The organism is Campylobacter coli LMG 9860 (genome assembly GCF_000254135.1).
GTDB classification, from domain to species: Bacteria; Campylobacterota; Campylobacteria; order Campylobacterales; family Campylobacteraceae; genus Campylobacter_D; species Campylobacter_D coli.
In genome coordinates this window covers 1-25,278 of record NZ_AINS01000006.1, presented here as the reverse complement: position 1 = coordinate 25,278, position 25,278 = coordinate 1, and the positions used below count along the sequence as shown (strand labels likewise).

The window sequence follows — 25,278 nt, the reverse complement described above, 5'->3', positions numbered from 1 at the left end:
TTTTGCTGTTTTAATAATTTAGCAAAAATACTGCTATTATCACGATAATGATACCTAAAATTCCTATTTTGTTTAATTTTTCTTTATATAAAATCCATCCACCAAGACAAGTTCCTATGATGCCTATAGCACCCCAAGTTGAGTAAGCTATGCTTAAAGGAACATATTTTAAAGAAAAAGAAAGTAGAAAAAAAGCAAGTATAGCATTGACAATCGCAGCTAAGCCCCAAATTTTATTCTTAAAACCATCTGATTTTTTTAGCAATAAATTTGCTACGATATCTAACAATGCCGATAGAACAATAATAAAAATATACATTATTCTTTAACCTCGCCTATATTAATCATGATAATTCCAACGATAGAAAGAATAATGCCTAGAATTTGAGTTAAGGTTAAACTCTCTTTAAAAACTATAAAAGAAACTAAAAGTATAAGAATAATCCCTAAAAGTTCCCATACAGCATAGGCTATGCCTACTTGAATTTTTTTAATCGCCTTGCCCATAAAAAAATAAGAAAAAGCTATAAATAAAGCCATAAATATATAGCCTAAAATTTGATTTTCCATTTTTAAAAAACTAGTACCTAAAACTTCAAATACAATAGCAGCAATCAAGAAAAACCAAGCAACAAAAAGTTCTTTTTTTATTAAATTCAAGAAAGCCCTCCTAAAAATAAACGGTAAAATCATATCATTTAAAGCTTTAATTAGCCTTTTTGTTTTATACTTTTAACTTTAGAAATCTTAAAGAAAGTGAGAATTTATGGGACGAGCGTTTGAATACCGAAGAGCCTCTAAAGAGGCTAGATGGGATAAAATGAGTAAGCTTTTTCCTAAGCTTGCTAAAGCCATACAAGTAGCTGCTAAAGAAGGTGGCACTGATCCTGATATGAATCCAAAATTAAGAAGTGCTATAGCCACAGCAAAAGCAAATAATATGCCAAAAGATAATATAGATGCGGCTATTAAGCGTGCGAGTGGAAAAGATAGCGCAGATATTAAAAACATTCATTATGAAGGAAAAGCTGCACATGGAGCTTTGGTTATAGTTGAATGTATGAGCGATAACCCTACGCGCACCGTGGCTAATGTTAAAGCCATTTTTAGCAAAAATGGTGGAGAAGTTTTACAAAATGGATCTTTAGGCTTTATGTTTGCTAGAAAAGCGGTTTTTCATCTTGAAAAATTTGCAGGAGATTTAGAAGAATTAGAACTTGATTTGATCGATGCAGGGCTTGAAGAATTAGAACAAAATGAAGAAGAGTTAGTAATTAGCGGTGATTATACTGCCTTTGGTGAGCTAAGTTCTGCTATAGAGACTAAGGGTTTAGTTCTTAAAAAAGCAGGACTTGAGTATATACCAAACAATCCTGTAAGCTTTAGCGAAGAACAGCTTAGCGATATAGAAAAACTTTTAGATAAGTTAGAAGATGATGATGATGTTCAAGCTGTTTATACAAATATAGATTAAGGAGAAATAATGATAAAAACAATCGAAACAAGCAAAGTAAATGAATACAAATTTGCTCTTATAGAAACTGAAAAAGGCACAATGAAATTAAAACTTTTTGGCGATGAGGCTCCGCAAACGGTTTGTAATTTTGCTACTTTGGCTAATGAGGGATTTTATAAAGATTTAAATTTTCATCGTGTGATCCCAAATTTTGTCATACAAGGAGGTTGTCCACACGGCAATGGTGTAGGTGGGCCTGGATATGAAATTATTTGCGAATGTGATGATCAAGAACATAAACATGAGCGTGGAACCTTATCTATGGCACACGCAGGACGCGATACGGGTGGCTCTCAATTTTTTATTTGTCACAGCCCTCAAGCTCATTTAGATGGAGTTCATACTGTTTTTGGGCAAATTAATCCCGAAGATAAAGAAAGTTTGGAAGTGCTAGATTCTATTCGTCAAGGTGATAAAATCATCGATATTAAAATCTGTGATAAAATCTAATTTACATTAATTTTTATCTTGCCTACTAAAGCTGGTCTTTTACTAGACTAGCTAAGATAGCTTCTGTATAAATCTTAGTTAGAAAGTATGATTTTAAATACTTGCTTTAATTTGTTTATTTTTTTAAGTTACAATTTTGGAAATTTTTCTTCTATAAGGCTAATATGCAAGAAATCATTCATTTTATTATCGAAACTGCTAGTGATTGGGGATATTTAGGCATTATTATTTTAATGACTTTAGAAAGTTGTTTTATACCTTTTCCAAGTGAAGTTGTGATGATTCCAGCAGGATATTTAGCGCATAAGGGCGAGCTTGATATAGTTTTTTGTATATTAAGTGGAGTTTTAGGCTCTGTTTTAGGAGCTTTGATTAATTATTATATTTGCTTTTTTTGGGGTAAAAAATTTGTACTTAGATGGGGTAAATATTTTGGTATCAATGAAGCTAAATTTGCCAAATTTGAAGAATTTTTTAATAAACACGGAGAATTTTCCACTTTTACTTGTAGGCTTTTGCCAGGAATTCGTCAGTATATTTCCATGCCTGCGGGTTTGGTTAAAATGAAACTTGTTAATTTTGTGCTTTTTACTGCACTAGGTAGTGCTATTTGGGTAAGTATACTCGCATTTTTGGGTTATTATATAGGAGAAAATGAAGAATTGATTAAAGCTTATCTGACTCAAATTCTTATTGTTATAATTATTTTTATAGTTTTGGCAAGTTTAATTTATATAAAAATAAAAAAGCCTTTTGCTAAAAAGGCTTAAATTTTATCGCTCACACTTTGTATAGCATTTTTAATTTGCAGTTTTGAATTTTCTAGCTTGATTTTTTCTCTTTCGTTAAAATCTAGTTCAAAGATTTTTTCTACCCCATTTTTTCCTATGATAGCAGGCAATGAAAATGCTAAATCATCAAAAACCACACTTATAGGATACAAGCTTTTTCTATCTTCTAAAACAGCTTTAGCTAAATTTGCACAAGAAGTTCCTATGCCAAATTCGGTTCTTCCTTTGCGTTTATAGATAAAATACCCCTCATCAACAACTGCTTTTTCGATATTTTCTATATCTAATTTTTTACCCATCTTATCGCAAAATGTTAGTAAATTTTGCCCTAAAACACTAGCCGTAGAAAGGGCGGCAAATTGCGAATCCCCATGCTCTCCTATCATATAAGCGGTGATATCTTTAGGATTAAGATCTAAATCTTTGGCTAGAATTTTTTTAAGTCTAGAGCTATCAAGATTGGTTCCACTTCCAAAAACATGGTTTTTAGGTAAAGAGCTTAGAATTTGAGTATAATAAGTAATCGTATCATTTGGATTTGTAGCAACGATATATTTACCCTTAAAATTTGCATGTTTTAAACTCAAAACAATATCCTTAAGCTCGGTGATATTGTTTTGAAGCTCAACTAAACGACTGGATAATTCTTTTAAATTTTCTTTTCTGAAAGCTAGGATGATAATATCACAACTTGCTAGTTGTTCTAAATTTGTAGCATGAATTATTCTCGTATAAGAAGAATGAATCGCAGACATATCTTCTAAATCTCTCGCGTGTGCTAAGGCTAAGTCTTGCTTGATATCATATAAATAAAGTTCGGAGCAAATATTTTGCACAACAATATTATAAGCACTTGCTGCACCCACAAAACCCAAACCCACAATACCGATTTTTGACATTTTATTTCCTTTGCTTTGAAATTTTGTTATAATTATATAAATTTGATTTTAAAGAAATTATAAATATGCAAAAGCCTGATATTCAAAGTTTAACAAATTTTCTAATCGACTATACCAAAACACTTTTAAGCGCAGGAACCTACACAGCTAGAGTTGCTAAATGCGTTGGCAGGATAGCTCAAGTTTATGGATATGAGATCAATATTAATTTCTTTTTTCACCATATCACTTTAAATATTGTAGATATTGAAGATAATTCCATACAAAGAACCTATGTGATACCTAATCATCATGCTCATATTAATTTTAAACTTATTTTTGAATTAAGTGCTTTAAGTTGGGCCATATACGATCACAAATACGAACTTGAAAAAGCAAAATCAGCCTTTAATGCTATAAGTATTCAAAAAAAACATTCTTATGTATTAAATCTTTTATTTGTTTCTATAGCTAATTCAGGTTTTTGTAGACTTTTTGGCGGGGATTTTGGCGCAGGGGTTTTGGTATTTTTTGCGACTTTTTTAGGACTGCTTTTAAGATTTGCTCTTACTAAGATAAAAATAGATTTAAGAATTCAATACATTCTTTGCTCTTTTGTTTCTTCTTGGTTTGTATTTTTGGGTTTAGATATGGGCTATACAAATACTTCTGATGCAGCACTTGGTTCTAGTATCTTATATCTTATACCGGGGGTATTTTTTATCAATTCTATAATCGATATATTAAAAGATCATATTTTAATGGGTTTAAGTCGTATTATCAGCGTAGCTATTTTAATTTGCTGTATTGCTCTTGGAATTTATATGACTCTTAGTATTTCAAAATTTGGGATTTTACAATGATTGAATTTATCTTAAAAGATATGTTTTTTGCTGCTATGGCTGGGTTTGGTTTCGCGTATGCTTGTAATCCTCCTTTAAAAACTCTTATTTTATCTGCACTCTTAGCGGCCATTGCTCACGGACTTCGCTTTACTTTGATAGAATATTTTCATTTTGAAACTTTGGCAATTGCAACTTTTGTAGCTTCTTTTTGCGTGGGTTGTTTGGGTATTGCTTTGGCTAAGATTATTAAAACCCCTGCTGAGGTTATTGCTTTTCCTGCGCTTATTCCTATGATACCTGGTATTTATGCTTATAAGGCTATTTTATATCTTATCTCTTTTATACGCAGTGATGATTTAAAGGCTAAGTCTGAATTTTTGGTGCAGTTTTTTGATTATTTTTTTACCACACTTTCGGTAACTTTGGCTTTGGCTATAGGGGTAAGCGTTACCTTGCTTATATTCTTTGAGCAAAGTTTTATGATGACAAGGCATGCTAAAAAGCATTGATTTTTGTTTAATCTTTCTTATTATAATTTTGAAAATTTTATAAAAAAGGAAAAATACATGTTGTGTCCTGTTTGTAATGTTGATTTGGTAATGAGCGATAGAAGCGGAGTTGAGATTGATTATTGTCCAAAGTGTCGTGGTGTTTGGCTTGATCGTGGAGAACTTGATAAAATCATAGAACGCAGCACTCCTAATACGGCAAGTTTTAACCAAGCTCCAAGACAAGAGCCTAGATATAATGATCATTCTTATAGTCACCAAAGCCACGATCATTATTACAAAAAGAAAAAAAGAGAAAGCTGGCTAGGCGAACTTTTTGATTTTTAATTTTTATGAAAAATATAAATCTTTATATCCTTTTTAGTTTAATATCTTAAAATATCAAGCAAAAAGGATATAAAATGTATGAATTTTTACTACACGAACCCTTAGCGAATAAATCTAAACATAACCACGAAGATCACTCTCATGAACATCATCATGCTGATGCAAGGAGTGTGGATAAAAAAATATTGAAAATTTCTCTTTTGATGACTTTTTCAATGATGCTGGTTCAATTTATATACTCTTTACTTTCTAATTCTCTTGCGCTTTTAAGTGATACTTTGCATATGTTTTCAGATGTTTTTGCTCTAACACTTAGTTTTTTAGCTATTATCGCTATAGAAAAATGGCAGGATCATCAAAAGACTTTTGGTTATTTTCGCTTAGAAATTTTGGTCGCATTTATCAATGCTTTAACTATCATTTTATCAGCGATTTTTATCATCTATGAAGCTATAGAAAAGCTTATAAATCCAAGCAGTATCGATGCTAAAACTATGATTATAGTAGCTGTTTTAGGTTTTTTAGTCAATGCTATAAATGCTTTTATGATGTTTAGAGGCGCAAATTTAGAAAATGTCAATATGAAATCAGCCTTTTTGCATATGATGAGTGATTTGCTGGGCTCTTTGGTAGTGATTATAGGTGGTATTGCTGTATATTTTAGCGGTATAGTTTATATAGATACGATTTTAGCTATTATTTTATCGCTTTTACTTTTAAGATGGGCTATAACACTTCTTAAGCAAAGTGTAAATATTTTACTTGAAACCTCTCCTGTGGATATAGAAGAGGTAAAACAAGCTTTGCTTTTAAATTCTAAAGTAGAAGAGGTGATTGATTTGCATATCACACAAATTACCAATAAAATGTTAGTAGCTTCTATGCATTTACGAGTTAATATCGATGATTTAAAAGAATTTGAACAATTATCTTATGATTTGTCGCATGATTTGTTACACCGATTTGAAATAGGGCATATTACCATTCAACCTTTAAGGAGTAAAAATGAAATTTAAAGTCGCAAATATCAATTGTCAAAATTGTGCAAATTTGATTAAAAATTCTTTAGAAGATATTTTTGGAGAGATCAAAATAGATCTTGATGCAAATCCCCGCACGCTAAGTTTGAATTTAGATAGCTCAAGAGAAGAAGAATTTAAAAAAGAACTTGGCGAACTTGGTTTTGAAGTTTTAGAAAAGATTGAATAATGCAAGAATTTCGTGTAAAAATAGGCAAAATGACTTGCGTAAATTGCTCTAATGCCATAGAGCGTGCTTGTAAGAAAATACAAGGAGTGAGTGATGCAAGTGTTTCTTATGTGAATTCTAGTGGGGTATTTTTACTCGAAGATGAGGCAAGGAGTCAAGATGTGATTGAAAAAATTCAAAGTCTTGGCTTTGAGATTTTAGAAAATGAGCAAAATTTGGAAGAATACCGTAAAAAAGAACTCATCTCCTTGCGTAAAAATTTGCTTTTAAGCATAGTTTTAAGTGCTTTGATTATGTATTTTGAAATGTTTGACACAAGTTTTTTAAGTCAAAATATGCAAATGCTTCTAAGCTTTTTTGTGATTTTTTATTGCGGTAGGACTTTTTTTTCTCATGCGATTAAGGGTTTAAAAAATTGGAATTTAGATATGAATACCTTAATCGCTTTAGGCTGTATCAGTGCCTTTGCTTACTCTTTTTGTATATATTTAAATCTTTTTGAAGATGAAAAGCACCTTTATTTTAGTGGTGCGGCCATGATTATAAGTTTTGTGCTTTTGGGTAAATTTTTAGAGACAAATGCTAAATTTAAGGCTTTGAATTATCAAAAAAGACTCAATGAAATTGATATAAAAAAGGCTAAAATTTTAAACGAAGCAGGGGAGCTTAATGAAATTTTAAGTGCTTTTGTTAAAAATGGAGATATTATAGTAGTAAGAGAGGGTGAAAGCGTAGCAGTTGATGGGGTAGTGATCCAAGGTAAGGCCGAGATTGATACGAGTTTTTTAAGCGGAGAATTTTTGCCTAGCAGTGTAAGAGTTGATGATGAGATAAAGGCAGGCTCTATACTTTTAAATGGAAATTTACATATAAAAGCAAGTAAAAAGGCTATGGATAGTACTTTAGAACAGATCAAAGATCTTGTCTTTAAAGCAGGAAATGTCAAAACTCCTTTGGAAAATTCAGTCGATAGAATTTCTAGATATTTTGTCATCACAATAATCGCTTTTGCCTTGGCAGTTTTTGTATTTTGGAGCTTTAAAGCAGGCGTAAGTGAAGCTTTTTTACACGCTTGTGCAGTCCTTTTAATCTCTTGCCCTTGCGCCTTAGGGCTTGCAACTCCTATCGCTTTAATCACCGCTCAAGGTGCGGCGATGAAAAATTTTATCCTAATCAAAAACCCTGCTGCTTTAGAAAATTTAAATAAAATCAAGACAGCTTTTTTTGATAAAACAGGCACCTTAACGCAAAATAATTTAGAACTTTTTAGGCACAATTTAAATGCTAAAGATTTTCAAATGCTAGCCTTAATCGAAAGTTCAAGTTCTCATCCTATCGCTAAGGCTATCTTTGAAGCTTCTAAGATAAAAGCTCAAATTCTAAAAGGAAGTAGTGAAATTTTTATAGGCAAGGGTGTAAAATACATAGAAGAAAATGAAGAATACTTGCTAGGAAATTTAAAATTTATGCAAGAGAGTGGAGTAAAAAATTTAGAAAAGGCAGATGAATTTTTACAGAGTTTAAAAGAAGAAGCTTTAATTTGTGTGTATTTTGCTAAAAATGGTGAGTGCTTAGGGGTGCTTACTCTAAAAAATACCTTAAAAGAAGGGGCTAAAGAGCTTATAGAGGATTTTAAAAAGCAAAAAATTCAAAGCATTATTTTAAGTGGAGATAATGAAAAAAGCGTACAAAGTGTCGCAAATTTATTGGGTATTGCTGATTTTAAGGCAGGATTGTTGCCTGAAGAAAAATTGCAAATCATTAAAGAGCATAAGCAAAATTCACTTTTTGTAGGAGATGGGATTAATGATGCAGCTGCTTTAAATTTAGCAAGTGTGAGTATGAGTTTTAAAGAAGGAAGTGATTTAGCTAAAAATGCTGGAGATTTTATACTTATGAAAGATGATTTAAGGCTTATTTCTTGGTGTTTTAAGCTTGCTAAAAAGACAAAAAATATTATTAAGCTCAATCTTTTTTGGGCGTTTTTTTATAATATTCTTTGTATTCCCATAGCCGCAGGCTTTGTGCCTTTCATCACTTTAAGTCCTCATTTAGCAGCACTTGCAATGTGTTTTAGCTCACTTTGTGTAGTGCTTAATTCTCTAAGACTTAGAAAAGTCTAAGCTTTAGAGACTTAGTTTTCTATTTTGGGTTCGCCAAAATATTCTCTTAAAGCTTCTTTTGTATCCTCTTGAGGATCAAATTTCTTTGCTCCTTGTTTTAGCTCATTAAAAGAAGAGTGAAGATCTATTTTTTTAGGAGCTTGTGCTTCATTATTTTGTTGAGGCAGTTCTTGGGTTAGGGATTGTAATTTGCTCTCATCTATAATGATTGCTTTTTGCACGACAATTTTAGCATTAGAGCCAAAATGATTTCTAAAAAGTTCTTGAATGAGTTTAAAGCCCTTATTAAGCTTATCGCGGTTACTTCCTTGCGCATTTGAACTAATAGTTAAAATTTCATTTTCATAACTTATAAATTGAGTGCTTTGTTTAAAGCATTCTCCAAGTTCATAATCTCTATCGTAGATTTTTTCAAGTAAAATTTCGTATGCATTTTTAATCGTTGAAGATTTTTGAATCTCTAATACTATAGGGGTTTTCACCTCTTGTTTTTCTAGATTAGAATTTGTATTTGTAAGGTTTTTTTGAATTTCATTAATTTGTGTATCGATTTCTTTTAAATGACTTGCTTCCATCATCATAAAAGCCATCACACAAAGCGTAAAGCCATCATCATCACAGATGAGATTTTTTGCTCTTGCTAGGATACGGAAAAACCTTTCATAAATGAGAGTTGAAAATTCACTGCTTTTTGCAAAAAAACTTTCTTTTAGATAAAAAAGCATTTCATCGATCACGCTTGAGGCTTCATAGTCTTTAAGCTCTTCTAAAAAATCAAAAACTCTATCCTTGTTTTTGGTTAAAATGGCATGGTAAAATTCTTTGATTTTAGCAGGATCTAAAAAACCCAACATATCAGTAATCTTACTCGTGCTTATATCATTTTGGCAAAAGATAATAGCTTGATCAAGCAAGGTAAGAGTATCTCTTAAAGAGCCATTTCCACTTCTTGCGACAAATTTCAAGGCTTCTTCTTCAAATTTGACATTTTCCTTGTTTAAAATTTCTTTTAAATGATTTAAAATTTCATTTTGTGGAATTTGTTTGAAGCGAAAATGTTGTGTCCTTGAAAGCACGGTAGCGGGCAATTTCAAAGGATCGGTGGTCGCTAGGATAAATTTCACATAGCTTGGAGGTTCTTCTAGTGTTTTTAAAAGTGCATTAGCAGCTTGAGGTGTTAGCATATGCACTTCATCGATGATAAAGATTTTAAATCTTGCCATAGAAGGGGTATATTTAGTTTGTTCAATAAGAGCTTGTATGTCTTCTAGCCCGCGATTGCTAGCGGCGTCCATTTCTATGATGTCTATATGTTTACCTTCAAGTGCGGCAAGGCATTGTTTGCAAGTTCCACAAGGAGTATCACTTGGGCCATTATCACAAACTAGAGCTCTAGAAAAAATTCTGGCACTTGAAGTTTTACCGCTTCCGCGTAAGCCTGAAAAGAGATAAGCATGAGCTAGGCGATTGTGATTTAATGCATATTTTAAGCTTGTGCTGACTGTTTTTTGTCCTATGAGTTCATCAAAGGTTTTAGGTCTGTATTTAATCGCTAAGGCTTGAAGCATCTCTACTCATTCATAATAGATAAAAGTTCTACATTGTCTTTAGTTTTTAACATTTTTGAATAAAGAAATTTAAGCGCTTCGATATCATCCATTTGAGAAATCGCTGAACGAATAGCCCAAATTTTTTGTAGTTCTGCCACTCCTTGTAAAAGTTCTTCTTTTCGAGTTCCAGATTTGATGATATTAATCGCAGGATAAATTCTTCTATCTGAAATATTTCTATCTAAGACTATTTCGCTATTACCCGTTCCTTTAAATTCTTCAAAGATCACATCATCCATTCTTGAACCTGTGTCGATAAGTGCAGTTGCTACTATGGTCAAAGATCCGCCATTTTCTATATTTCTTGCTGCACCAAAAAAGCGTTTAGGTTTATGAAGTGCATTAGCATCTACCCCACCACTTAGTACCTTTCCACTGCTTGGAGTTGCAGTGTTATAAGCTCTAGCAAGCCTTGTGATACTATCTAGCAAAATGATAACATCTTTGCCTGTTTCTACCATTCTTTTTGCTTTTTCGATAACTAGTTCTGCCACGCGAACATGATTATAAGCAGGCAAATCAAAAGTAGAGCTAAACACTTCACCCTTTACACATCTTTGCATATCAGTAACCTCTTCAGGTCTTTCATCGACTAAAAGAACGATTAAATGCATTTCAGGATGATTTTTAGCAATCGCACTTGCTAGCTCTTTCATAAGTTCTGTTTTACCCGTTCTTGGCGGTGCTACGATGAGTCCGCGTTGTCCTTTACCTATAGGGGTAAAAAGATCTAAAATTCTTCCAGTTAATTTCATAGCATCGTATTCGAGTTTGATTTTTTCTGTTGGAAAAATAGGAGTTAAGTTATCAAATAAAGGTCTTTCTTTAGCTTCTTGCAAAGGCAAATAATTAATCGCTTCTATTTTCAAAAGAGCATAGTATTTTTCCTGATCCTTAGGCTCTCTAACTTGTCCAGTTACTATATCGCCCACGCGTAGAGCAAATTTACGAATTTGTGAGTTTGAAACATAAGCATCATTGACACTATCGCTTAAATTTGAATCCATACCCCTTAAAAAGCCATAACCTTCTGAAGAAATTTCTAAAATTCCTGTAAAAAGGATAAAACCACCCTTTTTGGTTTGGGCTTTTAAAATTTCAAAAATGAGTTCTTGACGGCGAAATTCTCTAGGATTTTCTATCTCGCATTCATTAGCTATTTTAACTAGGTTTTCTAAGTCAAGTAGTTTTAAGTCTTCAATTTTATAACCCTCCACTGGAATGTGGGTTCTTTGATGTTGTTTTTTTTCTTTTTCCATAAGTCCTCGCAAGAAAGCAGTAATTTTGTAGCAAATTAAAACCGTGATTTTAGTAAAAAAATATACTTTTTGTCAAATTTGTCTATAATTATAAAAAATATTTTTTTAAAGAATGATTATGAAATGTGAACATTGTAGACTAGATTATCAAAAATCTCAAATGATAGAAGCTAAGGGTAAATTTTTTTGCTGTAGGGGCTGTTTGAGTGTTTGGGAAATTTTACATGAAAGTGGCTTGGATGAATTTTACGAAAGATTGGGCAATAACGCACTAAAGCCAGTTAGCTTGGAATTTTCTAACAAAAATTATGATGAGTTTATCACCAAAACCAAAGAGGGTTTTAGCGAAATTTATCTCATGATACACGGCATAGAATGCTCCGCTTGTGTTTGGCTTAATGAGAGAGTTTTAACCAAACAAGAAGGAATTTTGGAGTTAGATATCAATCATCTTTCGCATAAAGCACGCATTGTTTTTGATGAACAAAGTGTTTCTTTGGCGCAAATTTTAAATCTTATCGAAAGTATAGGATATAAAGCCAGTGCTTATGATCCATCTAAAAATTCCAAAAAAGCAGATTTGATCAAGCGAGAATTTTACTCTAAGCTCATAGTTGCCATTGCTTGTGTGATGAATATCATGTGGATAGCAGTAGCAAAATATGCGGGATTTTTTAGCGGTATGGATAGGGATATTAAAGATATTTTAAATTTTGCTGAATTTATCCTTTGCTCTCCTGTGCTTTTTTATGCAGGTTCAAATTTTTATAAAAGTGCTTTTAAAGCTCTAAAAATGCGTAGTTTAAATATGGATAGCTTGGTTATAAGCGGAGCAAGTTTGGCTTATGGATACTCTTTATGGGCGATGTTTTTTAGAGTAGGCGAGGTGTATTTTGATTCTGTGGCTATGATTATTTGCTTTGTTTTTATAGGTAAATATCTTGAAATGTTTAGCAAAAAACGCGCTTTGGATACAGTAGATGGCCTAAATGATTTTTTACAAAATGAAGTTTTGGTTTTCAATGGCAAAGATTTTGAGCCTAAAGATGTTCAAAAGGTCAATATCGGAGATAGGATTTTACTTAAAAGTGGGGATAAAATTCTCATAGATGGAATTTGCAAAAAGGGTGAAGCAAGTATCGATACTTCTTCTTTAAGTGGCGAAAATGAGCCTTGCTTTGTGGGCGTGGGTAGTGTTGTAAATTCAGCTTGTATTGTGCTAGATGGAAGTATAGAATATGAAGCAAGCAAGCTTTATAAGGATTCTAAATTAAATCAAATCATAAGGCTTTTGGAATTTGCTAGCACCAAAAAAGCTAGACTTGAAAGCTTGGTTTCTCAAATTTCTGCTTATTTTTCTCGTACCATTTTAACTCTTGCCTTGCTTTGTTTTTTCTTTTGGCTGTTTTATCATCAAGAAAGTGTCGAAATTTCACTTGTTCATGCGATTTCTGTTTTAATCATTGCTTGTCCTTGTGCTCTAGCTTTAGCTACTCCAGTAAGCAATCTTATCGCTTTGGGTCAGGCTTTAAAAAGAGCGATTTTATTTAAGGATTCAAGCGTGGTTGAAAAACTTTCAAAATGCGATATAGCAGTATTTGATAAAACAGGAGTTCTTACTCAAACCCAATTAAAAATAGCTGAAGTTTTTTTAGATGAAAGGCTAAATTTAAATGAGTTTTATAGCTTTGTATCGCTTTCAAATCATCCTATTGCTAAAAGTGTAGCGCAGTTTTTACAAGATAAAAATGCAAAGCTTTTAAATTTGGATTTTAAGGGTTTGAGCAATATTCAAGCAAAGGGCATTAAAGCTTGTCTTGATAATACTTTATTTTTGGGCGGAAGTTCGAAATTTTTAGAAGATAATGGGATAAAATGTAAAAAAGAATTTAACAATTCTCATTTTATCTTTGTGCGTGATAATGAAATTCTTGCTTATTTTGAATTTTCAAGCGTATTAAGAGAAGGTGCTAAAGAGCTTATATCTTATCTTAAACAAGCTAAGATTGATACGATGATTTTAAGTGGAGATAATGAAAGAGCGGTTGAAAAAATTGCCAAAGAATTAGGAATTACTTCTTTTTATGCTTCCTGCTTGCCTCAAGATAAAATGCAAGCAATTGAAAATTTAAGTCATAAGAAAAAAGTTTTATTTGTAGGCGATGGAGTCAATGATGCCTTGGCTTTAAAATATGCTGCTGTGGCAATATCTTTGCGAGAAGGGAGTGATTTGGCGATTGAAAATAGTGATATTTTGCTTTTAAAAAATGATTTGCTTTCTTTAAAATACGCCATTAAGCTTTCTAAGGATACTTATAAAATTATCAAGCAAAATTTAATCCTTTCTTTAGCTTACAATGCTTTTACCATACCTTTGGCATTTTTAGGTTTAATTAATCCTTTAATTGCAGCGCTTTCTATGTCTTTTAGTAGTATAATGGTGATTTTAAATGCTTTAAGGATAAAAAATGAATAGTGTAATCATGATGATGATAGGGGTTTCAATACTGGGTTTTTTTATTATACTGGCTACCTTGCTTTGGGGGATAAGGACTAAACAATTTGATGATGATTATAAATTTACTACTCTAAATGATGATGAGGATGCTTTGCGCGATGCTATAGAATTAGAAAAAAGAAAAAAAGAAGCTTTAGAAAAGAGAAAATAAAGGCTTTCTAAATTTTGAAAGCCTTAAAATTATAAAGTTTCGATATAAGCTTCGATAGCTTTGAAATCTTCTTCAGTTAAACCTTTAAGGTTGATTTTCATGATAGCGCCTTGTCCATAAGCATTTCTTTTACCTTCTGAGTATTCTTTCATATATTGAAGTCTTTCAGCTGAAGAGATGCTTTTTAATGCTGGAACTTTATTTAGATAAACTTTATCTGCTTTTGCGCCGTGACATACTGCACATTTTTTAAAAAGTGTAGCTCCATCTGCGGCGAAAGCTGATACGCCAAGACATGCTAAAGCAGAAACTACTAATAATTTTTTCATTATATTCTCCTTGAAAAGTTTTAATACATAATAATTATATATTTTTAACTTTAACATTTTTCTTAAAAATATCAAAATGTTTATTTTCTTTAATTTGAATTATATTATAATATATTCTATGAAAAGAAAAGCGTTATTTTTAGATAGGGATGGTATTATAAATATAGATAAAAAATATGTCTATAAAATTCAGGATTTTGAGTTTTGTGATGGAATTTTTGAGCTTTGTAGATATTTTTTAGCGCAAAAATACTTGCTTTTTGTAGCCACAAACCAATCAGGCATTGCGAGAGGATATTACACCCAAGAAGACTTTTTTAAGCTTTGTGATTTTATGCTTAATGAATTCTTGAAAGAGAATATAAAGATTGATAAAATTTATCATTGTCCTCATTTGGAGGGTTGTGAGTGTCGCAAGCCTAAGGCAGGGATGCTTTTAAAAGCTAGGGAAGAATTTGATATAGATATGGATAACTCCATTTTTATAGGGGATAATCTTAGCGATATGCAAGCTGGAAAAAATGCACAAATTGGCACTTTGTGTTTGGTAAATGAAGAAGAAAAAGAAGGCGATTTTTTTAGACAATTTAAAAATTTAAACGAACTTTTAGATTTTTTCAAAAAAAAAGGAAGATAGATGAAAATAGCAATCACAGGAGGCGCAGGTTTTATAGGCTCACAACTTGCCTTAAATTTACAAGATAAGCATGAAATTTTAATCATCGATAAAATGCGTAGTTATGCGACTTTTGAAAATGGAAATTTGCAAAGTTTTGGACACTTTAAAAATTTACTCGATTTTAATGGTGAGCTTTTTGTGGGTGATATTAATGATGAAAAGGTTTTAAAAAAAATCGAAGATTTTAAACCCGAAGTGATTTTTCATCAAGCAGCGATTTCAGATACAACGGTTTTTGATCAAACTAAGGTTTTACAGACGAATCTTAATACTTTTAAAGATTTTATAGAACTCAGCATAAAACTTCACGCAAAGCTTGTTTATGCTAGTTCAGCTTCTGTTTATGGCGATGCAAAAAGCCCACAAACCGTAGGCAAGGATGAAGAGCCTAAAAATCCTTACGCATTTTCCAAATTTATGATGGATAAGCTAGCTAAAAAATACTACGATAAAGCCCATTTGGTAGGACTTAGGTATTTTAATGTTTATGGTAAGGGTGAGTTTTATAAAAATAAAACCGCTTCGATGGTGGTGCAGTTTGCTCATCAAATTTTAGCTGGAAAAAATCCGCGTTTATTTGAAGGAAGTGATCAAATTTTTAGAGATTTTACTTATATTAAAGATGTTATCAGTGCAAATTTAATCGCTCTTGAATCAAAATGCGGGGTTTATAATGTAGGAAGTGGAGTAGCAAGAAGCTTTCAAGATATAGTAGATATTTTACAAAAAGAACTTCATACAAATTTAACTTGCGAGTATATCCCTAATCCTTATGCAAAATCTTATCAATTTCATACTCAAGCAAAATTAGATGAAACTTGGGGTTATAAGCCAAAATTTAGTTTAGAAGAGGGTATAAGGGATTATTTGGAAGAAATCAAAAGACTTTTTGAAAAGGAAGTGAATGCTTGAATTTTTAAGTGATCAAAATCCAAAAATTCTTATCATAGGGGATTTCATGGTGGATAATTACACTTGGTGTGATTGTTCGCGCATTAGTCCTGAAGCTCCTGTTTTAGTGGCAAAAACCTTAAAAGAAGATAAAAGACTAGGCGGAGCGGCAAATGTTTATGCAAATTTAAAAAGTCTAGGAGCAGATGTTTTTGCGCTTGGTGTCGTAGGAGATGATGAGAGTGGGAAATTTTTAAAAGAAAATTTAAAAGGAGAATTTTTAATCCAAAAAGGACGCAAAACCCCTTTTAAAAATCGCATCATGGCACATAATCAGCAAGTTTTAAGACTTGATGAAGAGGATACGAGTGCGATTTTGCTAGAAGATGAGCTTGTAGAATTGTTTAACAAAAGAATTGAAAATTTTAAAGCTGTGGTTTTAAGTGATTATGCAAAAGGAGTTTTAACGCCTAAAGTGTGTAAGGCTTTTATCCAAAAAGCAAATGAGCTAAATATACCTATTTTAATCGATCCTAAAGGAAATGATTTTGGTAAATACAGTGGAGCAACGCTTTTAACACCCAATAAAAAAGAAGCTTTAGAGGTTTTGAAATTTGAGAATTTAGAGGGCGAAAATTTAGAAAAAGGTATTAAAAAACTAAAAGAAGATTTTAGTTTGCGTTATTCTATCATCACACTTTCAGAAGCAGGGATTGCTTTTTTTGATGAGAATTTACGCATAGCTCCTGCTAAAGCTTTAGAAGTTTATGATGTAACTGGAGCAGGTGATAGCGTGATCGCTGTTTTGGCTTTTTGTTTAGCTAGTGGAGTGGAAATTTTTAAAGCTTGTGAGATAGCAAATGAAGCAGCAGCTATTGTAGTGAGTAAAATAGGCAGCGTGAGTGTGAGTTTTGATGAGATGAAAAGCTTTAAACGCGTGGGCTTTGAAAAAAAGATCAAAACCAAAGAAGAGCTTTTAAAGATTTTAGAACAAAGTGATAAAAGGATCGTTTTTACAAATGGTTGTTTTGATATCGTACATTTTGGACATATAAAATATCTTGAAAAAGCAAAAAGATTGGGCGATATTTTAATCGTGGGCTTAAACTCTGATAAAAGTGTAAAAAGGCTTAAGGGCGAAGATCGTCCTGTAAATTCAGAATTTCAAAGAGCTTGTATGCTTGCGGCTTTTTATTTTGTGGATTTTGTAGTGATTTTTGATGAGGATACACCTTTAGAGCTTATAAGCTTTTTAAAGCCTGATGTTTTGGTAAAAGGAGCTGATTATAAAGACAAGCTTGTGGTGGGTTCAAATTTGGTTTCAAGAGTTGAATTGATCGATTTTGAAGAGGGTTTTAGTACGAGTAAGATTATAGAAAAAATCAAGGATAAAAAATGATAAATTTAGTAGAAAAAGAATGGCAAGAACATCAAAAAGTTGCCAAAGCAAGTGAAATTTTAAAAGGGCAAATCGCAAAAGTAGGCGAGCTTTTGTGTGAGTGTTTAAAAAAAGGTGGAAAAATTTTAATTTGTGGAAATGGTGGGAGTGCCGCGGATTCTCAACATTTTGCAGCGGAGCTTAGCGGCAGATATAAAAAAGAACGCAAAGCTTTAGCGGGTATAGCTTTGACAACAGACACTTCAGCACTTAGTGCTATAGGCAATGATTATGGATTTGAGTTTGTTTTTTCAAGGCAAGTAGAAGCTTTGGGAAATGAAAATGATATTTTAATAGGCATTTCAACCAGTGGAAAAAGTCCTAATGTCCTAGAAGCATTTAAAAAGGCTAAAGAACTAAATATGCTTTGCTTGGGGCTTAGTGGCAAAGGAGGTGGAAAGATGAATGAGCTTTGCGATCATAATCTTGTCGTGCCAAGTGATGATACGGCTAGAATTCAAGAAATGCATATCTTAATCATACACACGCTTTGTCAGATAGTGGATGAGAACTTTTGATGAAGGCATTTATCATTAATTTAGAGCGTTCTTTAGATAGAAAAGAGTACATGCAAAAGCAAATTCAAAAACTTTTTGAAAAGAATCCTAATTTAAAAAACAAGCTAGAATTTATTTTCTTTAAGGCAGTTGATGCTAAAAATAAAGAACATTTAGAATTTAAACAACATTTTCCTTGGTGGGCTTCTTGGGTTTTAGGTAGAGAGCTTAGCGATGGAGAAAAGGCTTGTTTTGCGAGTCATTATAAACTTTGGCAAGAATGCGTAAAAATTGATGAGCCTATAATCATCCTAGAAGATGATGTGGAATTTAGCGATGAATTTTTAAATAATGGGGAAGAATACATAGAAGAATTATCAAAGAGTGAGTATGAATATGTAAGACTTTGTTATTTAACACAAGGTAAAATGTTGAAGCTTAATGATAATTTTTTGTTTACTTTGGATAGTATTGGCGGAACACAAGGGTATCTTATAAAACCTATTTCGGCTTTAAAATTTATTGATAATTTAAAATTTTGGATTAAACCAGTGGATAATGTTATGGATATGTATTATTATAGTAAAGTTTTTACTATAACTTACACTCCTCTTTTACTAAAGACAACAGATATTAATTCCACTATTGAAGAGAGAAAAAAAGACAAAAGACCTATTTTTAAAAGAATAATTAAAGAAATTTGTAGGTTGTATTTTATTTATTTAAAATTTACATATAAACAAAAGGCAATAAAATTTTTAAGACGTGAAGTATAATTTTAATTAATTTAGAAATAGCAATTGTTTACTTACTTCTATGATGATTTCTGGTTTTAAATCTTTCATGCATTTGTGGTGTTTTAAAGGGCAGGTTTTTTGCATACAAGGCATACAAGCTAGATTTAAATGCACCCATCTTGCATTTTCATTTTGCCAAGGTGAAGTTTGAGTAAATTTGGTAGGCCCAAAAATAGCCACGGTTTTTACTTTATAAACCGCACTTATGTGCATAGGTCCACTGTCATTTGTGATGAAAAGATCGCAAAAAGCGATATTTTGACAAAGGGTTTTGATGGTAGTTTTATTGCAAAGATTTTTTACTTTTATGTTTTGTTCTTTTAAAATTTGATAAATTTCATTACAAAGTTCTTGTTCGGCTTTTCCTGCACCAAAGATTAAAATCTCATGACTTTGGCTGAAATTTAAAGCCACTTTAGCAAAATAACTCACATCCCATCTTTTTGCACTTCCAAAGCTTGCACCAGGGTTGAGTCCTAGAATTTTTTTACCATTTTTTAAGACAAGAGGGTTTTGAAATTTTAGCTTAAAGGGAAGCTTTAAGTCTTTAAAATGAGCTTTTATACTAAGTGAGTTTTCTATAAAATAAAGGTATTTTAAAACTTGATGTTCTTCTTTGTGCTTGTTTTTGTCAAAAAAATATCTTTGCTTTGTTTTAAGAATATGTAAGATAATCTTAGAAGAAAACGCAGACCTAAAAGCAAAGCTAAAATCGATTTTGCCAAGTTCTTTGCGTAAAGATAGGGCTTGTTTATAGCGAGATTGTTTATTTTCTATGATGATTTTAGAATTAGGAAATTCTTTAAAAAGTGCTGTGGAAACCAAAGAGCCATAAAGGATAAATTGGGCATTTTTAAAATGTTCTTTTATAGCGTATAAAGCAGGCGAAGCCATCACTGCATCGCCTAGCCAAGTGGGAAGATGTATAAAAATTTTCATAAATTTCCTAAACTTTGATAGAATTGTTTTTATTATTTTAACAAAATTTAGGAAAAATATGCCACAACTTTCGATCATAATCCCGCTTTTTAATTCTTGTGAATTTATCACAAGAGCTTTGCAAAGCTGTATAAATCAGACTTTAAGAGATATTGAAATTTTGGTTATTGATGATAAAAGCAAAGATGAGAGTGTAAAAATAGCCTTAGAATTGGCTAAAAAAGATGAGAGGATAAGGATCTTTCAAAATGATGAAAATTTAGGCACTTTTGCGACTAGAAATTTAGGAGTTTTAAAATCTAGGGCTGATTTTATCATATTTTTAGATAGCGATGATTTTTTAGCTTTAAATGCTTGTGAGGTGGCTTTAGGTAAAATAAAACAAGGCTTTGATTTGATTTGCTTTGATGCTTTTGTGCATAGAGTCAAAACCAAACAATTTTATCGTTTTAAACAAGATGAAGTTTTTAATCAAAAAGAATTTTTCGAATTTTTAGGCAAACAAAGACATTTTTGCTGGTCGGTTTGGGCGAAGCTTTTTAGGAAAGATTTGATTTTGAAAAGCTTTGAAAGGATAAATTTATACGAGCGTTTGAGCTATGGCGAAGATGTACTTTTTTGCTATATGAATTTTTTAGAATGCGATAAAATAGGTGTTTTTAAAGAGTGTATTTATCATTATGAATTTAATGAAAAGGGTAGATATGAAAACAAAAATAAAGAAATTTTGTGGCAAAATTACAAAGACAAAAAAAGAAGCAATGAGCTTATAAAAAAGCTTTCTTTGGAATCAAAAGACGATGAATTTTGTAAAAGATTGCTTGAGGTTTTGGAGAAAGAGGAAAAAGATTTAAAGGCTAGAATTGCTAAAATAGATACTTTAGATCTTGCTTAAGGAGTGTGTTTGAAAGGAATTATTTTAGCCGGTGGTAGTGGTACGAGGCTTTATCCTATCACTTTAACTTTATGTAAGCAGCTTTTGCCAATTTATGATAAGCCCATGATTTACTATCCTCTATCTGTTTTGATGTTGGCTAAAATTCGCGAAGTCTTGATTATCTCCACGCCTAAAGATACGAGTAAATTTCAAGAGCTTTTTGGTGATGGTTCTTGGCTTGGCATGGAAATTTCGTATTGTGTACAAGAGCAGCCAAAAGGCTTAGCAGAAGGACTTATTTTAGCGGATAATTTTATAAAAAATGATGATATAGCTTTAATTTTAGGGGATAATATTTTTTATGGACAAGGATTTAGCGATTTGTTGCAAAATGCTAAAAATGATTCTAAAAATGGCTATGCTAGTATATTTTCTTATCATGTAAAAGATCCGGATCGTTTTGGTGTAGCTGAAATTTCTAAAAATGGCGAGGTTTTAAGTTTGGAAGAAAAACCTCAATATCCTAAGAGCAATTATGCGGTAACTGGGCTTTATTTTTATGATAACTCAGCTATTGAAATAGCAAAAAGTGTAAAACCTAGCTCTAGAGGAGAACTTGAAATTACTGATGTTAATATAGAATATTTGAAACAAAATAGATTAAAGTCGCAAATTTTAGGACGAGGTTTTGCTTGGATTGATACAGGTACGCATGACAGCTTAATAGAAGCTTCAGAATTTGTGCAAACAATAGAACTTAGACAAGGATACAAGATTGCATGTTTGGAAGAAATTGCTTTTCGAAATAACTGGATAGATGAGAGAAGATTGTTAGATCGCGCAAAGCTGCTTGACAAAAGTGGCTACGGAGTCTATCTTAGAAAACTACTTGAGCAAGGTATTTAAAAGATGAATAATGTTTTAATTACAGGTGGAGCAGGATTTATAGGTTCGAATTTTATTGAATTTTATTGCAATAAATACCCAAATGATAAAGTTGTTAATCTTGATTTATTAACTTATGCTGGAAATTTAGAAAATCTAAAAGATATTAGCGGTAATAAAAACTATGTTTTTTATCAGGGTGATATTTGTGATATAAAATTGGTTGAAAAGATCATTAATGCACATAAAATTAACATTATCATTCATTTTGCCGCAGAATCTCATGTGGATAATTCCATCAGTAGTCCTGATGTGTTTATAAAAACAAATGTTAACGGCACTTTTAATCTTTTATATGGTGCATATAAAATATGGTTTGATGAGCCTTTTAAAGCTAAAGTAGGATTTGAAAATGCTTTATTTTATCATATTAGCACCGATGAGGTTTTTGGAAGCTTGGGAGAAGAGGGGTATTTTAGCGAAAGTACTCCGTATGCTCCAAATTCTCCTTATTCTGCTTCTAAGGCTTCTGGTGATATGCTAGTAAGATCATTTCACCATACTTATGGCTTAAATGCGGTGATTTCCAACTGCTCCAATAATTATGGAGCTAAGCAACATGATGAAAAGCTTATTCCTACTATAATTCGCAAGGCATTAAATGGGGAGAATATTCCTATCTATGGTGATGGAAAAAATGTTAGAGATTGGCTTTATGTAAACGATCATTGTGAGGCGATTGATAAGATTTTACACTTTGCTTTGCAAAGTAAAGGAAATTTTTTTGATACTTTTAATATAGGAGGCAATGAAGAATGGAAAAATATAGACATTGCTACTTTAATTTGTGAAATTTTAGATAAAAAATTTCCTAAAGCAAGATCCCATAAGGAGCAAATTACCTTTGTAAAAGATAGGGCAGGGCATGATAAACGTTATGCAATCGATTCTTCAAAATTGCAAAAAGAGCTTAGATGGAAGCCTAAGGAAAGTTTTGAAAGTGGAATTTTAAAAACTATTGAATGGTATGTGGAAAAATATAAGGATAATTTTTGAATTATAAAATATTAAATTTTAATGCAAAAAGTGATAATAGGGGAAGTTTGATAGCTTTGGAAAATTTAAAAGAAATTCCTTTTGAAATAAAAAGGATTTATTATATTTATGATACCAAGCCAGAATTTCCAAGAGGAGCTCATGCACATAGAGAATTAGAGCAAGTTTTAATCATGATGGAGGGATCATGCGAGCTTGTTTTAAATGATGGAAAAAATATTAAAAATATAATCTTAAATCGTCCGGATATGGGGATTTTTATAGGTAAAAATATGTGGCGAGAGATGAAAAATTTTTCTTATGGAGCGAAATTACTTGTATTAGCAAGCGATTTTTATAATGAAAAAGAATACATTAGAGACTATGAAGAATTTTTAAGGAATATTAATGATACATAAAATGTCAGATGTGCAAAGTAATAATATAGGCAAAGATACAAATATATGGCAATTTTGTGTAGTTTTACCCAATGCCAAAATAGGAAATAATTGTAATATATGCTCTCATTGTTTTATAGAAAACGATGTTGTAATTGGAAATAATGTTACAATTAAATGCGGTGTTCAAATTTGGGATGGTATAACAATAGAAGATAATGTTTTTATAGGCCCTAATGTAACTTTTTGCAATGACAAATATCCAAGATCTAAACAATATCCCGAAGAATTTTCCAAAACGATTGTTAAAAAAGGCGCAAGCATAGGAGCAAATGCAACTATTTTGCCAGGCATTACCATAGGTGAAAATGCAATGATAGGAGCTGGAGCAATTGTTACAAGAGATGTATTACCAAATGCAACTTATTATTGTAAAATATTAAAAGTTTTTTAGATGTTAAAAATTTCAATTATTATGGCTTGTTATAATTGCACTGCTTATTTGTCAAGAAGTGTAATGTCTGTTTTGAATCAAACTTATAAAAATTGGGAATTAATATGTGTTGATGATGGATCTACCGATGGTACATATGATAAATTATTAGGATTTTCTAGACAGGATAATAGAATAAAAGCTTTTACAAAAAAGCACAGTGGGATGGCAGCTCCAAATAGAAATTATGCTTTAGAATTTATCAGCGGTGACTTTATATTTGTTTTAGATAGTGATGATGAAATCAACCCAGAGTGTCTTAGTGAGTGTGTGAAACGCTACGAGGAATTAAAAGCAAAAGATATTGATGTTGATATTATTATACCAAAACTTGTATTTTTATATCCCAATCAGGCTAAAAAGCGCACTATTTGCGGTATAGTTAACCAATGCGGGAGTGAGAGCAAAATTTTAGATGGAAAAAAAGCATTTTCTTATAGTTTGGATTGGAGAATATCGGGTTTGGGAATGTATAAGACAATATTAGTTAAAAAGCTTAAATGGTATGAAGAGGGGATGAATGGCGATGAGTATAGCACTAGAGAATTTTTTATTAATTCTAGATATATTGCTTTTGCTAAAAATGGTGTGTATATATATTATCAAAATGAAGATAGTGTCACTAAAAAACTAAGTATAAAATTGTTTGATACCTTTAAAGGTCTTTATAAGCTAGAGACTTTGGCAAAAAGTTTTAATATGTCTAAAGATATAATAAAGAAAATTAATCAAGATAGATATAAAATGTTTTATAGTTTACAGGAGTTATATTGTAAAAACAAGCATAATTTCAATAACGAAGAAAAAAATCAGATTGAAAGATATTTAGATGAAAACCAAAAACTTTTAAAACCTTATAGAATAATAAGAGATTATTTTTTTAGGAAAGAAAGAGATAAAATGGGAAAATCTATTGTGTTGTTTCATAAAATTAAATTCTACTACAAAAGGTTAGAAAATGCCTAAGATTTCAATTTTAACGCCATGTTTTAACCATGAAAAATATATCAGTGCTTATCTACAGAGTGTATTAAATCAAACTTTTAATGATTTTGAACTTATTATAGTAGATGATTGTTCTAGTGACCAAAGCATAAAAGAAATAGAAAAATTTCATGATCCTAGAATAAAGCTTATAAAGCATGAATTTAACCAAGGTATAAATGCAGCCCTAAACACCGCTTTTGAAAACTCAAATGGAGATTATATAGTATTTATGGCTAGCGATGATATGTTTGAATTTGATGCTTTGGAAATTTTGTATAAAACTTTAAGTACAAGTGATGCAATTGTTGCATACCCTAGAACTTTATGGATTGATGAAGATAATAATATCATTAAAACCACTCATAAAGAAGTTTTTCAAGATAGAATAGAGTTGTTGCACTATCTTTTCATGAAAGGAAATGGACTTACTTCTCCTGGCATGATGATAAAAAAAGATTTTTGTGATTTCTTTCCTTTGCCAAGTTCTATGTGTAATCAACAAGATACGCAAATACATATCAATTTACTCTTAAGAGGTAAACCCATTTTCATAGAAAGGCAACTTATAAAATATCGAAGAGAGCTTGAAAAAAAAAGTAATATTAGTAGTAATATTTTAGCTACGCACACTAGGGAAAATTTGGAAATTTATGCCTTAATGGATACTTTTTTACAATGTCAAGATATTAAACTTTTAAAAAATGTATTCAAAGAGGAGATTAAGGCATTGAAGCTGGAGCCTTTCGATGATGTTTTAGAATTTTTTCTAGGCAGGATGGCGCTCTTATCGGATAACAAAGAAAGACAAATATGGGGCTATTCGAAAATAATGAATTTTTATAATAAT

The 25,278-nt window shown here is 31.5% G+C and carries 30 protein-coding genes; 23 read left to right on the top strand and 7 right to left on the bottom strand.

What is annotated here, in order from left to right; genetic code table 11:
- Positions 1-10 precede the first annotated feature (10 nt).
- Together CCO88_RS01060 and CCO88_RS01055 are read right to left on the bottom strand one after the other, a co-directional pair.
- Complete coding sequence (locus CCO88_RS01060; RefSeq protein WP_002777309.1) at positions 11-319, bottom strand: DMT family transporter; 309 nt, start codon at positions 317-319, stop codon at positions 11-13.
- Positions 319-693, bottom strand: a complete 375-nt coding sequence (locus CCO88_RS01055) for a DMT family transporter (RefSeq protein WP_072233351.1) — start codon at positions 691-693, stop codon at positions 319-321. Before CCO88_RS01055 ends, CCO88_RS01060 begins: the two co-directional genes overlap by 1 nt.
- Before the next feature lie 73 nt (positions 694-766).
- On the opposite strand from CCO88_RS01055, the gene CCO88_RS01050 reads away from it, so the two are divergent.
- The 3 genes from CCO88_RS01050 (at position 767) to CCO88_RS01040 (ending at position 2,736) form a co-directional block, all read left to right on the top strand.
- Positions 767-1,474 carry a YebC/PmpR family DNA-binding transcriptional regulator gene (locus CCO88_RS01050; protein WP_002839081.1) on the top strand — a complete coding sequence of 236 codons (708 nt, stop codon included), beginning with the start codon at positions 767-769 and terminating at the stop codon, positions 1,472-1,474.
- A gap of 9 nt (positions 1,475-1,483) precedes the next feature.
- Complete coding sequence (locus tag CCO88_RS01045) at positions 1,484-1,966, top strand: peptidylprolyl isomerase (RefSeq protein ID WP_002786311.1); 483 nt, start codon at positions 1,484-1,486, stop codon at positions 1,964-1,966.
- Positions 1,967-2,130: 164 nt separating this feature from the next.
- The gene (locus tag CCO88_RS01040) at positions 2,131-2,736 is read left to right on the top strand and encodes a DedA family protein (RefSeq protein ID WP_002777264.1); all 606 of its coding nucleotides are present in this window, start codon (positions 2,131-2,133) and stop codon (positions 2,734-2,736) included.
- Here the strand turns inward: CCO88_RS01040 and CCO88_RS01035 are convergent.
- Positions 2,733-3,656, bottom strand: a complete 924-nt coding sequence (locus tag CCO88_RS01035; protein WP_002780606.1) for a lactate/malate family dehydrogenase — start codon at positions 3,654-3,656, stop codon at positions 2,733-2,735. The genes CCO88_RS01040 and CCO88_RS01035 overlap by 4 nt on opposite strands.
- Before the next feature lie 65 nt (positions 3,657-3,721).
- Here CCO88_RS01035 and CCO88_RS01030 point away from each other — a divergent pair, with 65 nt between their 5' ends.
- The 6 genes from CCO88_RS01030 (at position 3,722) to CCO88_RS01005 (ending at position 8,648) form a co-directional block, all read left to right on the top strand.
- Positions 3,722-4,498, top strand: coding sequence for a threonine/serine exporter family protein (locus CCO88_RS01030; RefSeq protein WP_002780607.1), 777 nt, complete (start codon positions 3,722-3,724; stop codon positions 4,496-4,498).
- Positions 4,495-4,989 (top strand): threonine/serine exporter family protein, encoded by a 495-nt coding sequence (locus tag CCO88_RS01025; protein ID WP_002780608.1) that lies wholly within the window; start codon positions 4,495-4,497, stop codon positions 4,987-4,989. The genes CCO88_RS01030 and CCO88_RS01025 overlap by 4 nt, the downstream gene beginning before the upstream one ends.
- A 57-nt stretch (positions 4,990-5,046) precedes the next feature.
- Positions 5,047-5,316, top strand: a complete 270-nt coding sequence (locus CCO88_RS01020; protein ID WP_002777256.1) for a TFIIB-type zinc ribbon-containing protein — start codon at positions 5,047-5,049, stop codon at positions 5,314-5,316.
- A gap of 74 nt (positions 5,317-5,390) precedes the next feature.
- Positions 5,391-6,332: a CDF family cation-efflux transporter CzcD gene (gene czcD / locus CCO88_RS01015; RefSeq protein ID WP_002777254.1), complete on the top strand. Its 942-nt coding sequence runs from the start codon at positions 5,391-5,393 to the stop codon at positions 6,330-6,332.
- On the top strand, positions 6,322-6,525 hold the full coding sequence (locus CCO88_RS01010; RefSeq protein WP_002777252.1) for a heavy-metal-associated domain-containing protein: 204 nt from the start codon (positions 6,322-6,324) through the stop codon (positions 6,523-6,525). Before czcD ends, CCO88_RS01010 begins: the two co-directional genes overlap by 11 nt.
- Positions 6,525-8,648: a heavy metal translocating P-type ATPase gene (locus CCO88_RS01005; RefSeq protein WP_002810027.1), complete on the top strand. Its 2,124-nt coding sequence runs from the start codon at positions 6,525-6,527 to the stop codon at positions 8,646-8,648. The genes CCO88_RS01010 and CCO88_RS01005 overlap by 1 nt, the downstream gene beginning before the upstream one ends.
- Before the next feature lie 11 nt (positions 8,649-8,659).
- On the opposite strand, the gene CCO88_RS01000 is transcribed toward CCO88_RS01005, so the two are convergent.
- Positions 8,660-10,216, bottom strand: coding sequence for a DNA polymerase III subunit gamma/tau (locus CCO88_RS01000; protein WP_002787752.1), 1,557 nt, complete (start codon positions 10,214-10,216; stop codon positions 8,660-8,662).
- Between the two features lie 2 nt (positions 10,217-10,218).
- Entirely contained in the window at positions 10,219-11,517 is a 1,299-nt protein-coding gene (gene rho / locus CCO88_RS00995; protein ID WP_002780613.1) for a transcription termination factor Rho, read from the bottom strand.
- A 112-nt stretch (positions 11,518-11,629) separates the two neighbouring features.
- Here rho and CCO88_RS00990 point away from each other — a divergent pair, with 112 nt between their 5' ends.
- Together CCO88_RS00990 and CCO88_RS00985 are read left to right on the top strand one after the other, a co-directional pair.
- The gene (locus tag CCO88_RS00990; protein WP_072233352.1) at positions 11,630-13,993 is read left to right on the top strand and encodes a heavy metal translocating P-type ATPase; all 2,364 of its coding nucleotides are present in this window, start codon (positions 11,630-11,632) and stop codon (positions 13,991-13,993) included.
- Positions 13,986-14,186: a cbb3-type cytochrome oxidase assembly protein gene (locus CCO88_RS00985; RefSeq protein ID WP_002777240.1), complete on the top strand. Its 201-nt coding sequence runs from the start codon at positions 13,986-13,988 to the stop codon at positions 14,184-14,186. The genes CCO88_RS00990 and CCO88_RS00985 overlap by 8 nt, the downstream gene beginning before the upstream one ends.
- Positions 14,187-14,215: 29 nt before the next feature.
- On the opposite strand, the gene CCO88_RS00980 is transcribed toward CCO88_RS00985, so the two are convergent.
- The gene (locus CCO88_RS00980) at positions 14,216-14,515 is read right to left on the bottom strand and encodes a c-type cytochrome (RefSeq protein WP_002777238.1); all 300 of its coding nucleotides are present in this window, start codon (positions 14,513-14,515) and stop codon (positions 14,216-14,218) included.
- Between the two features lie 76 nt (positions 14,516-14,591).
- On the opposite strand from CCO88_RS00980, the gene CCO88_RS00975 reads away from it, so the two are divergent.
- Genes CCO88_RS00975 through CCO88_RS00955 form a run of 5 tightly spaced genes read left to right on the top strand, consistent with a single transcriptional unit; the run spans position 14,592 to position 18,796 of the window.
- A complete protein-coding gene (locus CCO88_RS00975) occupies positions 14,592-15,152 on the top strand; it encodes a D-glycero-alpha-D-manno-heptose-1,7-bisphosphate 7-phosphatase (protein ID WP_002839075.1) in 561 nt (186 codons plus the stop codon).
- Positions 15,153-16,106 carry an ADP-glyceromanno-heptose 6-epimerase gene (gene rfaD, locus CCO88_RS00970; RefSeq protein WP_002780616.1) on the top strand — a complete coding sequence of 318 codons (954 nt, stop codon included), beginning with the start codon at positions 15,153-15,155 and terminating at the stop codon, positions 16,104-16,106. It begins immediately after the preceding gene.
- On the top strand, positions 16,099-17,484 hold the full coding sequence (rfaE1, locus tag CCO88_RS00965; RefSeq protein WP_002786305.1) for a D-glycero-beta-D-manno-heptose-7-phosphate kinase: 1,386 nt from the start codon (positions 16,099-16,101) through the stop codon (positions 17,482-17,484). The genes rfaD and rfaE1 overlap by 8 nt, the downstream gene beginning before the upstream one ends.
- On the top strand, positions 17,481-18,041 hold the full coding sequence (gene gmhA / locus CCO88_RS00960; protein ID WP_002806601.1) for a D-sedoheptulose 7-phosphate isomerase: 561 nt from the start codon (positions 17,481-17,483) through the stop codon (positions 18,039-18,041). Before rfaE1 ends, gmhA begins: the two co-directional genes overlap by 4 nt.
- A complete protein-coding gene (locus tag CCO88_RS00955; RefSeq protein WP_002839073.1) occupies positions 18,041-18,796 on the top strand; it encodes a glycosyltransferase family 25 protein in 756 nt (251 codons plus the stop codon). The genes gmhA and CCO88_RS00955 overlap by 1 nt, the downstream gene beginning before the upstream one ends.
- A gap of 6 nt (positions 18,797-18,802) precedes the next feature.
- Here the strand turns inward: CCO88_RS00955 and CCO88_RS00950 are convergent, their stop codons facing one another.
- Positions 18,803-19,756, bottom strand: a complete 954-nt coding sequence (locus tag CCO88_RS00950; protein ID WP_002839071.1) for a glycosyltransferase family 9 protein — start codon at positions 19,754-19,756, stop codon at positions 18,803-18,805.
- A 58-nt stretch (positions 19,757-19,814) separates the two neighbouring features.
- Between CCO88_RS00950 and CCO88_RS00945 the strand changes: the two genes are divergently transcribed.
- The 7 genes from CCO88_RS00945 to CCO88_RS00915 all read left to right on the top strand — a co-directional run.
- Entirely contained in the window at positions 19,815-20,651 is an 837-nt protein-coding gene (locus CCO88_RS00945) for a glycosyltransferase family 2 protein (protein WP_002839069.1), read from the top strand.
- A 9-nt stretch (positions 20,652-20,660) separates the two neighbouring features.
- Positions 20,661-21,539: a glucose-1-phosphate thymidylyltransferase RfbA gene (gene rfbA, locus CCO88_RS00940; RefSeq protein WP_002839068.1), complete on the top strand. Its 879-nt coding sequence runs from the start codon at positions 20,661-20,663 to the stop codon at positions 21,537-21,539.
- A gap of 3 nt (positions 21,540-21,542) precedes the next feature.
- Positions 21,543-22,574, top strand: coding sequence for a dTDP-glucose 4,6-dehydratase (rfbB, locus tag CCO88_RS00935; RefSeq protein ID WP_002839067.1), 1,032 nt, complete (start codon positions 21,543-21,545; stop codon positions 22,572-22,574).
- A complete protein-coding gene (locus tag CCO88_RS00930; protein WP_002839065.1) occupies positions 22,571-22,972 on the top strand; it encodes a sugar 3,4-ketoisomerase in 402 nt (133 codons plus the stop codon). Before rfbB ends, CCO88_RS00930 begins: the two co-directional genes overlap by 4 nt.
- A complete protein-coding gene (locus tag CCO88_RS00925) occupies positions 22,962-23,405 on the top strand; it encodes an acyltransferase (protein WP_002806621.1) in 444 nt (147 codons plus the stop codon). Before CCO88_RS00930 ends, CCO88_RS00925 begins: the two co-directional genes overlap by 11 nt.
- Entirely contained in the window at positions 23,406-24,410 is a 1,005-nt protein-coding gene (locus CCO88_RS00920) for a glycosyltransferase family 2 protein (protein ID WP_002799671.1), read from the top strand.
- Positions 24,403-25,278, top strand: an 876-nt coding sequence (locus tag CCO88_RS00915) for a glycosyltransferase family 2 protein (RefSeq protein WP_002839062.1), incomplete at its 3' end; no start/stop codon positions are given. The genes CCO88_RS00920 and CCO88_RS00915, both read left to right, overlap by 8 nt.

Bases quoted from the DNA above. Each gene is read 5' to 3' on its own strand.
- CCO88_RS01040 (WP_002777264.1), top strand. From the start codon at position 2,131: ATGCAAGAAATCATTCATTTTATTATCGAAACTGCTAGTGATTGGGGA.
- CCO88_RS01050 (WP_002839081.1), top strand. From the start codon at position 767: ATGGGACGAGCGTTTGAATACCGAAGAGCCTCTAAAGAGGCTAGATGG.
- rfaE1 (WP_002786305.1), top strand. From the start codon at position 16,099: ATGCTTGAATTTTTAAGTGATCAAAATCCAAAAATTCTTATCATAGGG.
- CCO88_RS01005 (WP_002810027.1), top strand. From the start codon at position 6,525: ATGCAAGAATTTCGTGTAAAAATAGGCAAAATGACTTGCGTAAATTGC.
- CCO88_RS00920 (WP_002799671.1), top strand. From the start codon at position 23,406: ATGTTAAAAATTTCAATTATTATGGCTTGTTATAATTGCACTGCTTAT.
- rfbB (WP_002839067.1), top strand. From the start codon at position 21,543: ATGAATAATGTTTTAATTACAGGTGGAGCAGGATTTATAGGTTCGAAT.
- CCO88_RS00955 (WP_002839073.1), top strand. From the start codon at position 18,041: ATGAAGGCATTTATCATTAATTTAGAGCGTTCTTTAGATAGAAAAGAG.
- CCO88_RS00925 (WP_002806621.1), top strand. From the start codon at position 22,962: ATGATACATAAAATGTCAGATGTGCAAAGTAATAATATAGGCAAAGAT.
- CCO88_RS01060 (WP_002777309.1), bottom strand. From the start codon at position 319: ATGTATATTTTTATTATTGTTCTATCGGCATTGTTAGATATCGTAGCA.
- CCO88_RS01000 (WP_002787752.1), bottom strand. From the start codon at position 10,216: ATGCTTCAAGCCTTAGCGATTAAATACAGACCTAAAACCTTTGATGAA.
- CCO88_RS01020 (WP_002777256.1), top strand. From the start codon at position 5,047: ATGTTGTGTCCTGTTTGTAATGTTGATTTGGTAATGAGCGATAGAAGC.
- CCO88_RS00990 (WP_072233352.1), top strand. From the start codon at position 11,630: ATGATTATGAAATGTGAACATTGTAGACTAGATTATCAAAAATCTCAA.
- rho (WP_002780613.1), bottom strand. From the start codon at position 11,517: ATGGAAAAAGAAAAAAAACAACATCAAAGAACCCACATTCCAGTGGAG.
- CCO88_RS01030 (WP_002780607.1), top strand. From the start codon at position 3,722: ATGCAAAAGCCTGATATTCAAAGTTTAACAAATTTTCTAATCGACTAT.
- CCO88_RS00945 (WP_002839069.1), top strand. From the start codon at position 19,815: ATGCCACAACTTTCGATCATAATCCCGCTTTTTAATTCTTGTGAATTT.
- CCO88_RS01035 (WP_002780606.1), bottom strand. From the start codon at position 3,656: ATGTCAAAAATCGGTATTGTGGGTTTGGGTTTTGTGGGTGCAGCAAGT.
- CCO88_RS00985 (WP_002777240.1), top strand. From the start codon at position 13,986: ATGAATAGTGTAATCATGATGATGATAGGGGTTTCAATACTGGGTTTT.
- CCO88_RS00980 (WP_002777238.1), bottom strand. From the start codon at position 14,515: ATGAAAAAATTATTAGTAGTTTCTGCTTTAGCATGTCTTGGCGTATCA.
- CCO88_RS00950 (WP_002839071.1), bottom strand. From the start codon at position 19,756: ATGAAAATTTTTATACATCTTCCCACTTGGCTAGGCGATGCAGTGATG.
- czcD (WP_002777254.1), top strand. From the start codon at position 5,391: ATGTATGAATTTTTACTACACGAACCCTTAGCGAATAAATCTAAACAT.
- gmhA (WP_002806601.1), top strand. From the start codon at position 17,481: ATGATAAATTTAGTAGAAAAAGAATGGCAAGAACATCAAAAAGTTGCC.
- rfaD (WP_002780616.1), top strand. From the start codon at position 15,153: ATGAAAATAGCAATCACAGGAGGCGCAGGTTTTATAGGCTCACAACTT.
- CCO88_RS01010 (WP_002777252.1), top strand. From the start codon at position 6,322: ATGAAATTTAAAGTCGCAAATATCAATTGTCAAAATTGTGCAAATTTG.
- CCO88_RS01025 (WP_002780608.1), top strand. From the start codon at position 4,495: ATGATTGAATTTATCTTAAAAGATATGTTTTTTGCTGCTATGGCTGGG.
- CCO88_RS01055 (WP_072233351.1), bottom strand. From the start codon at position 693: ATGATTTTACCGTTTATTTTTAGGAGGGCTTTCTTGAATTTAATAAAA.
- CCO88_RS00975 (WP_002839075.1), top strand. From the start codon at position 14,592: ATGTTTATTTTCTTTAATTTGAATTATATTATAATATATTCTATGAAA.
- CCO88_RS01045 (WP_002786311.1), top strand. From the start codon at position 1,484: ATGATAAAAACAATCGAAACAAGCAAAGTAAATGAATACAAATTTGCT.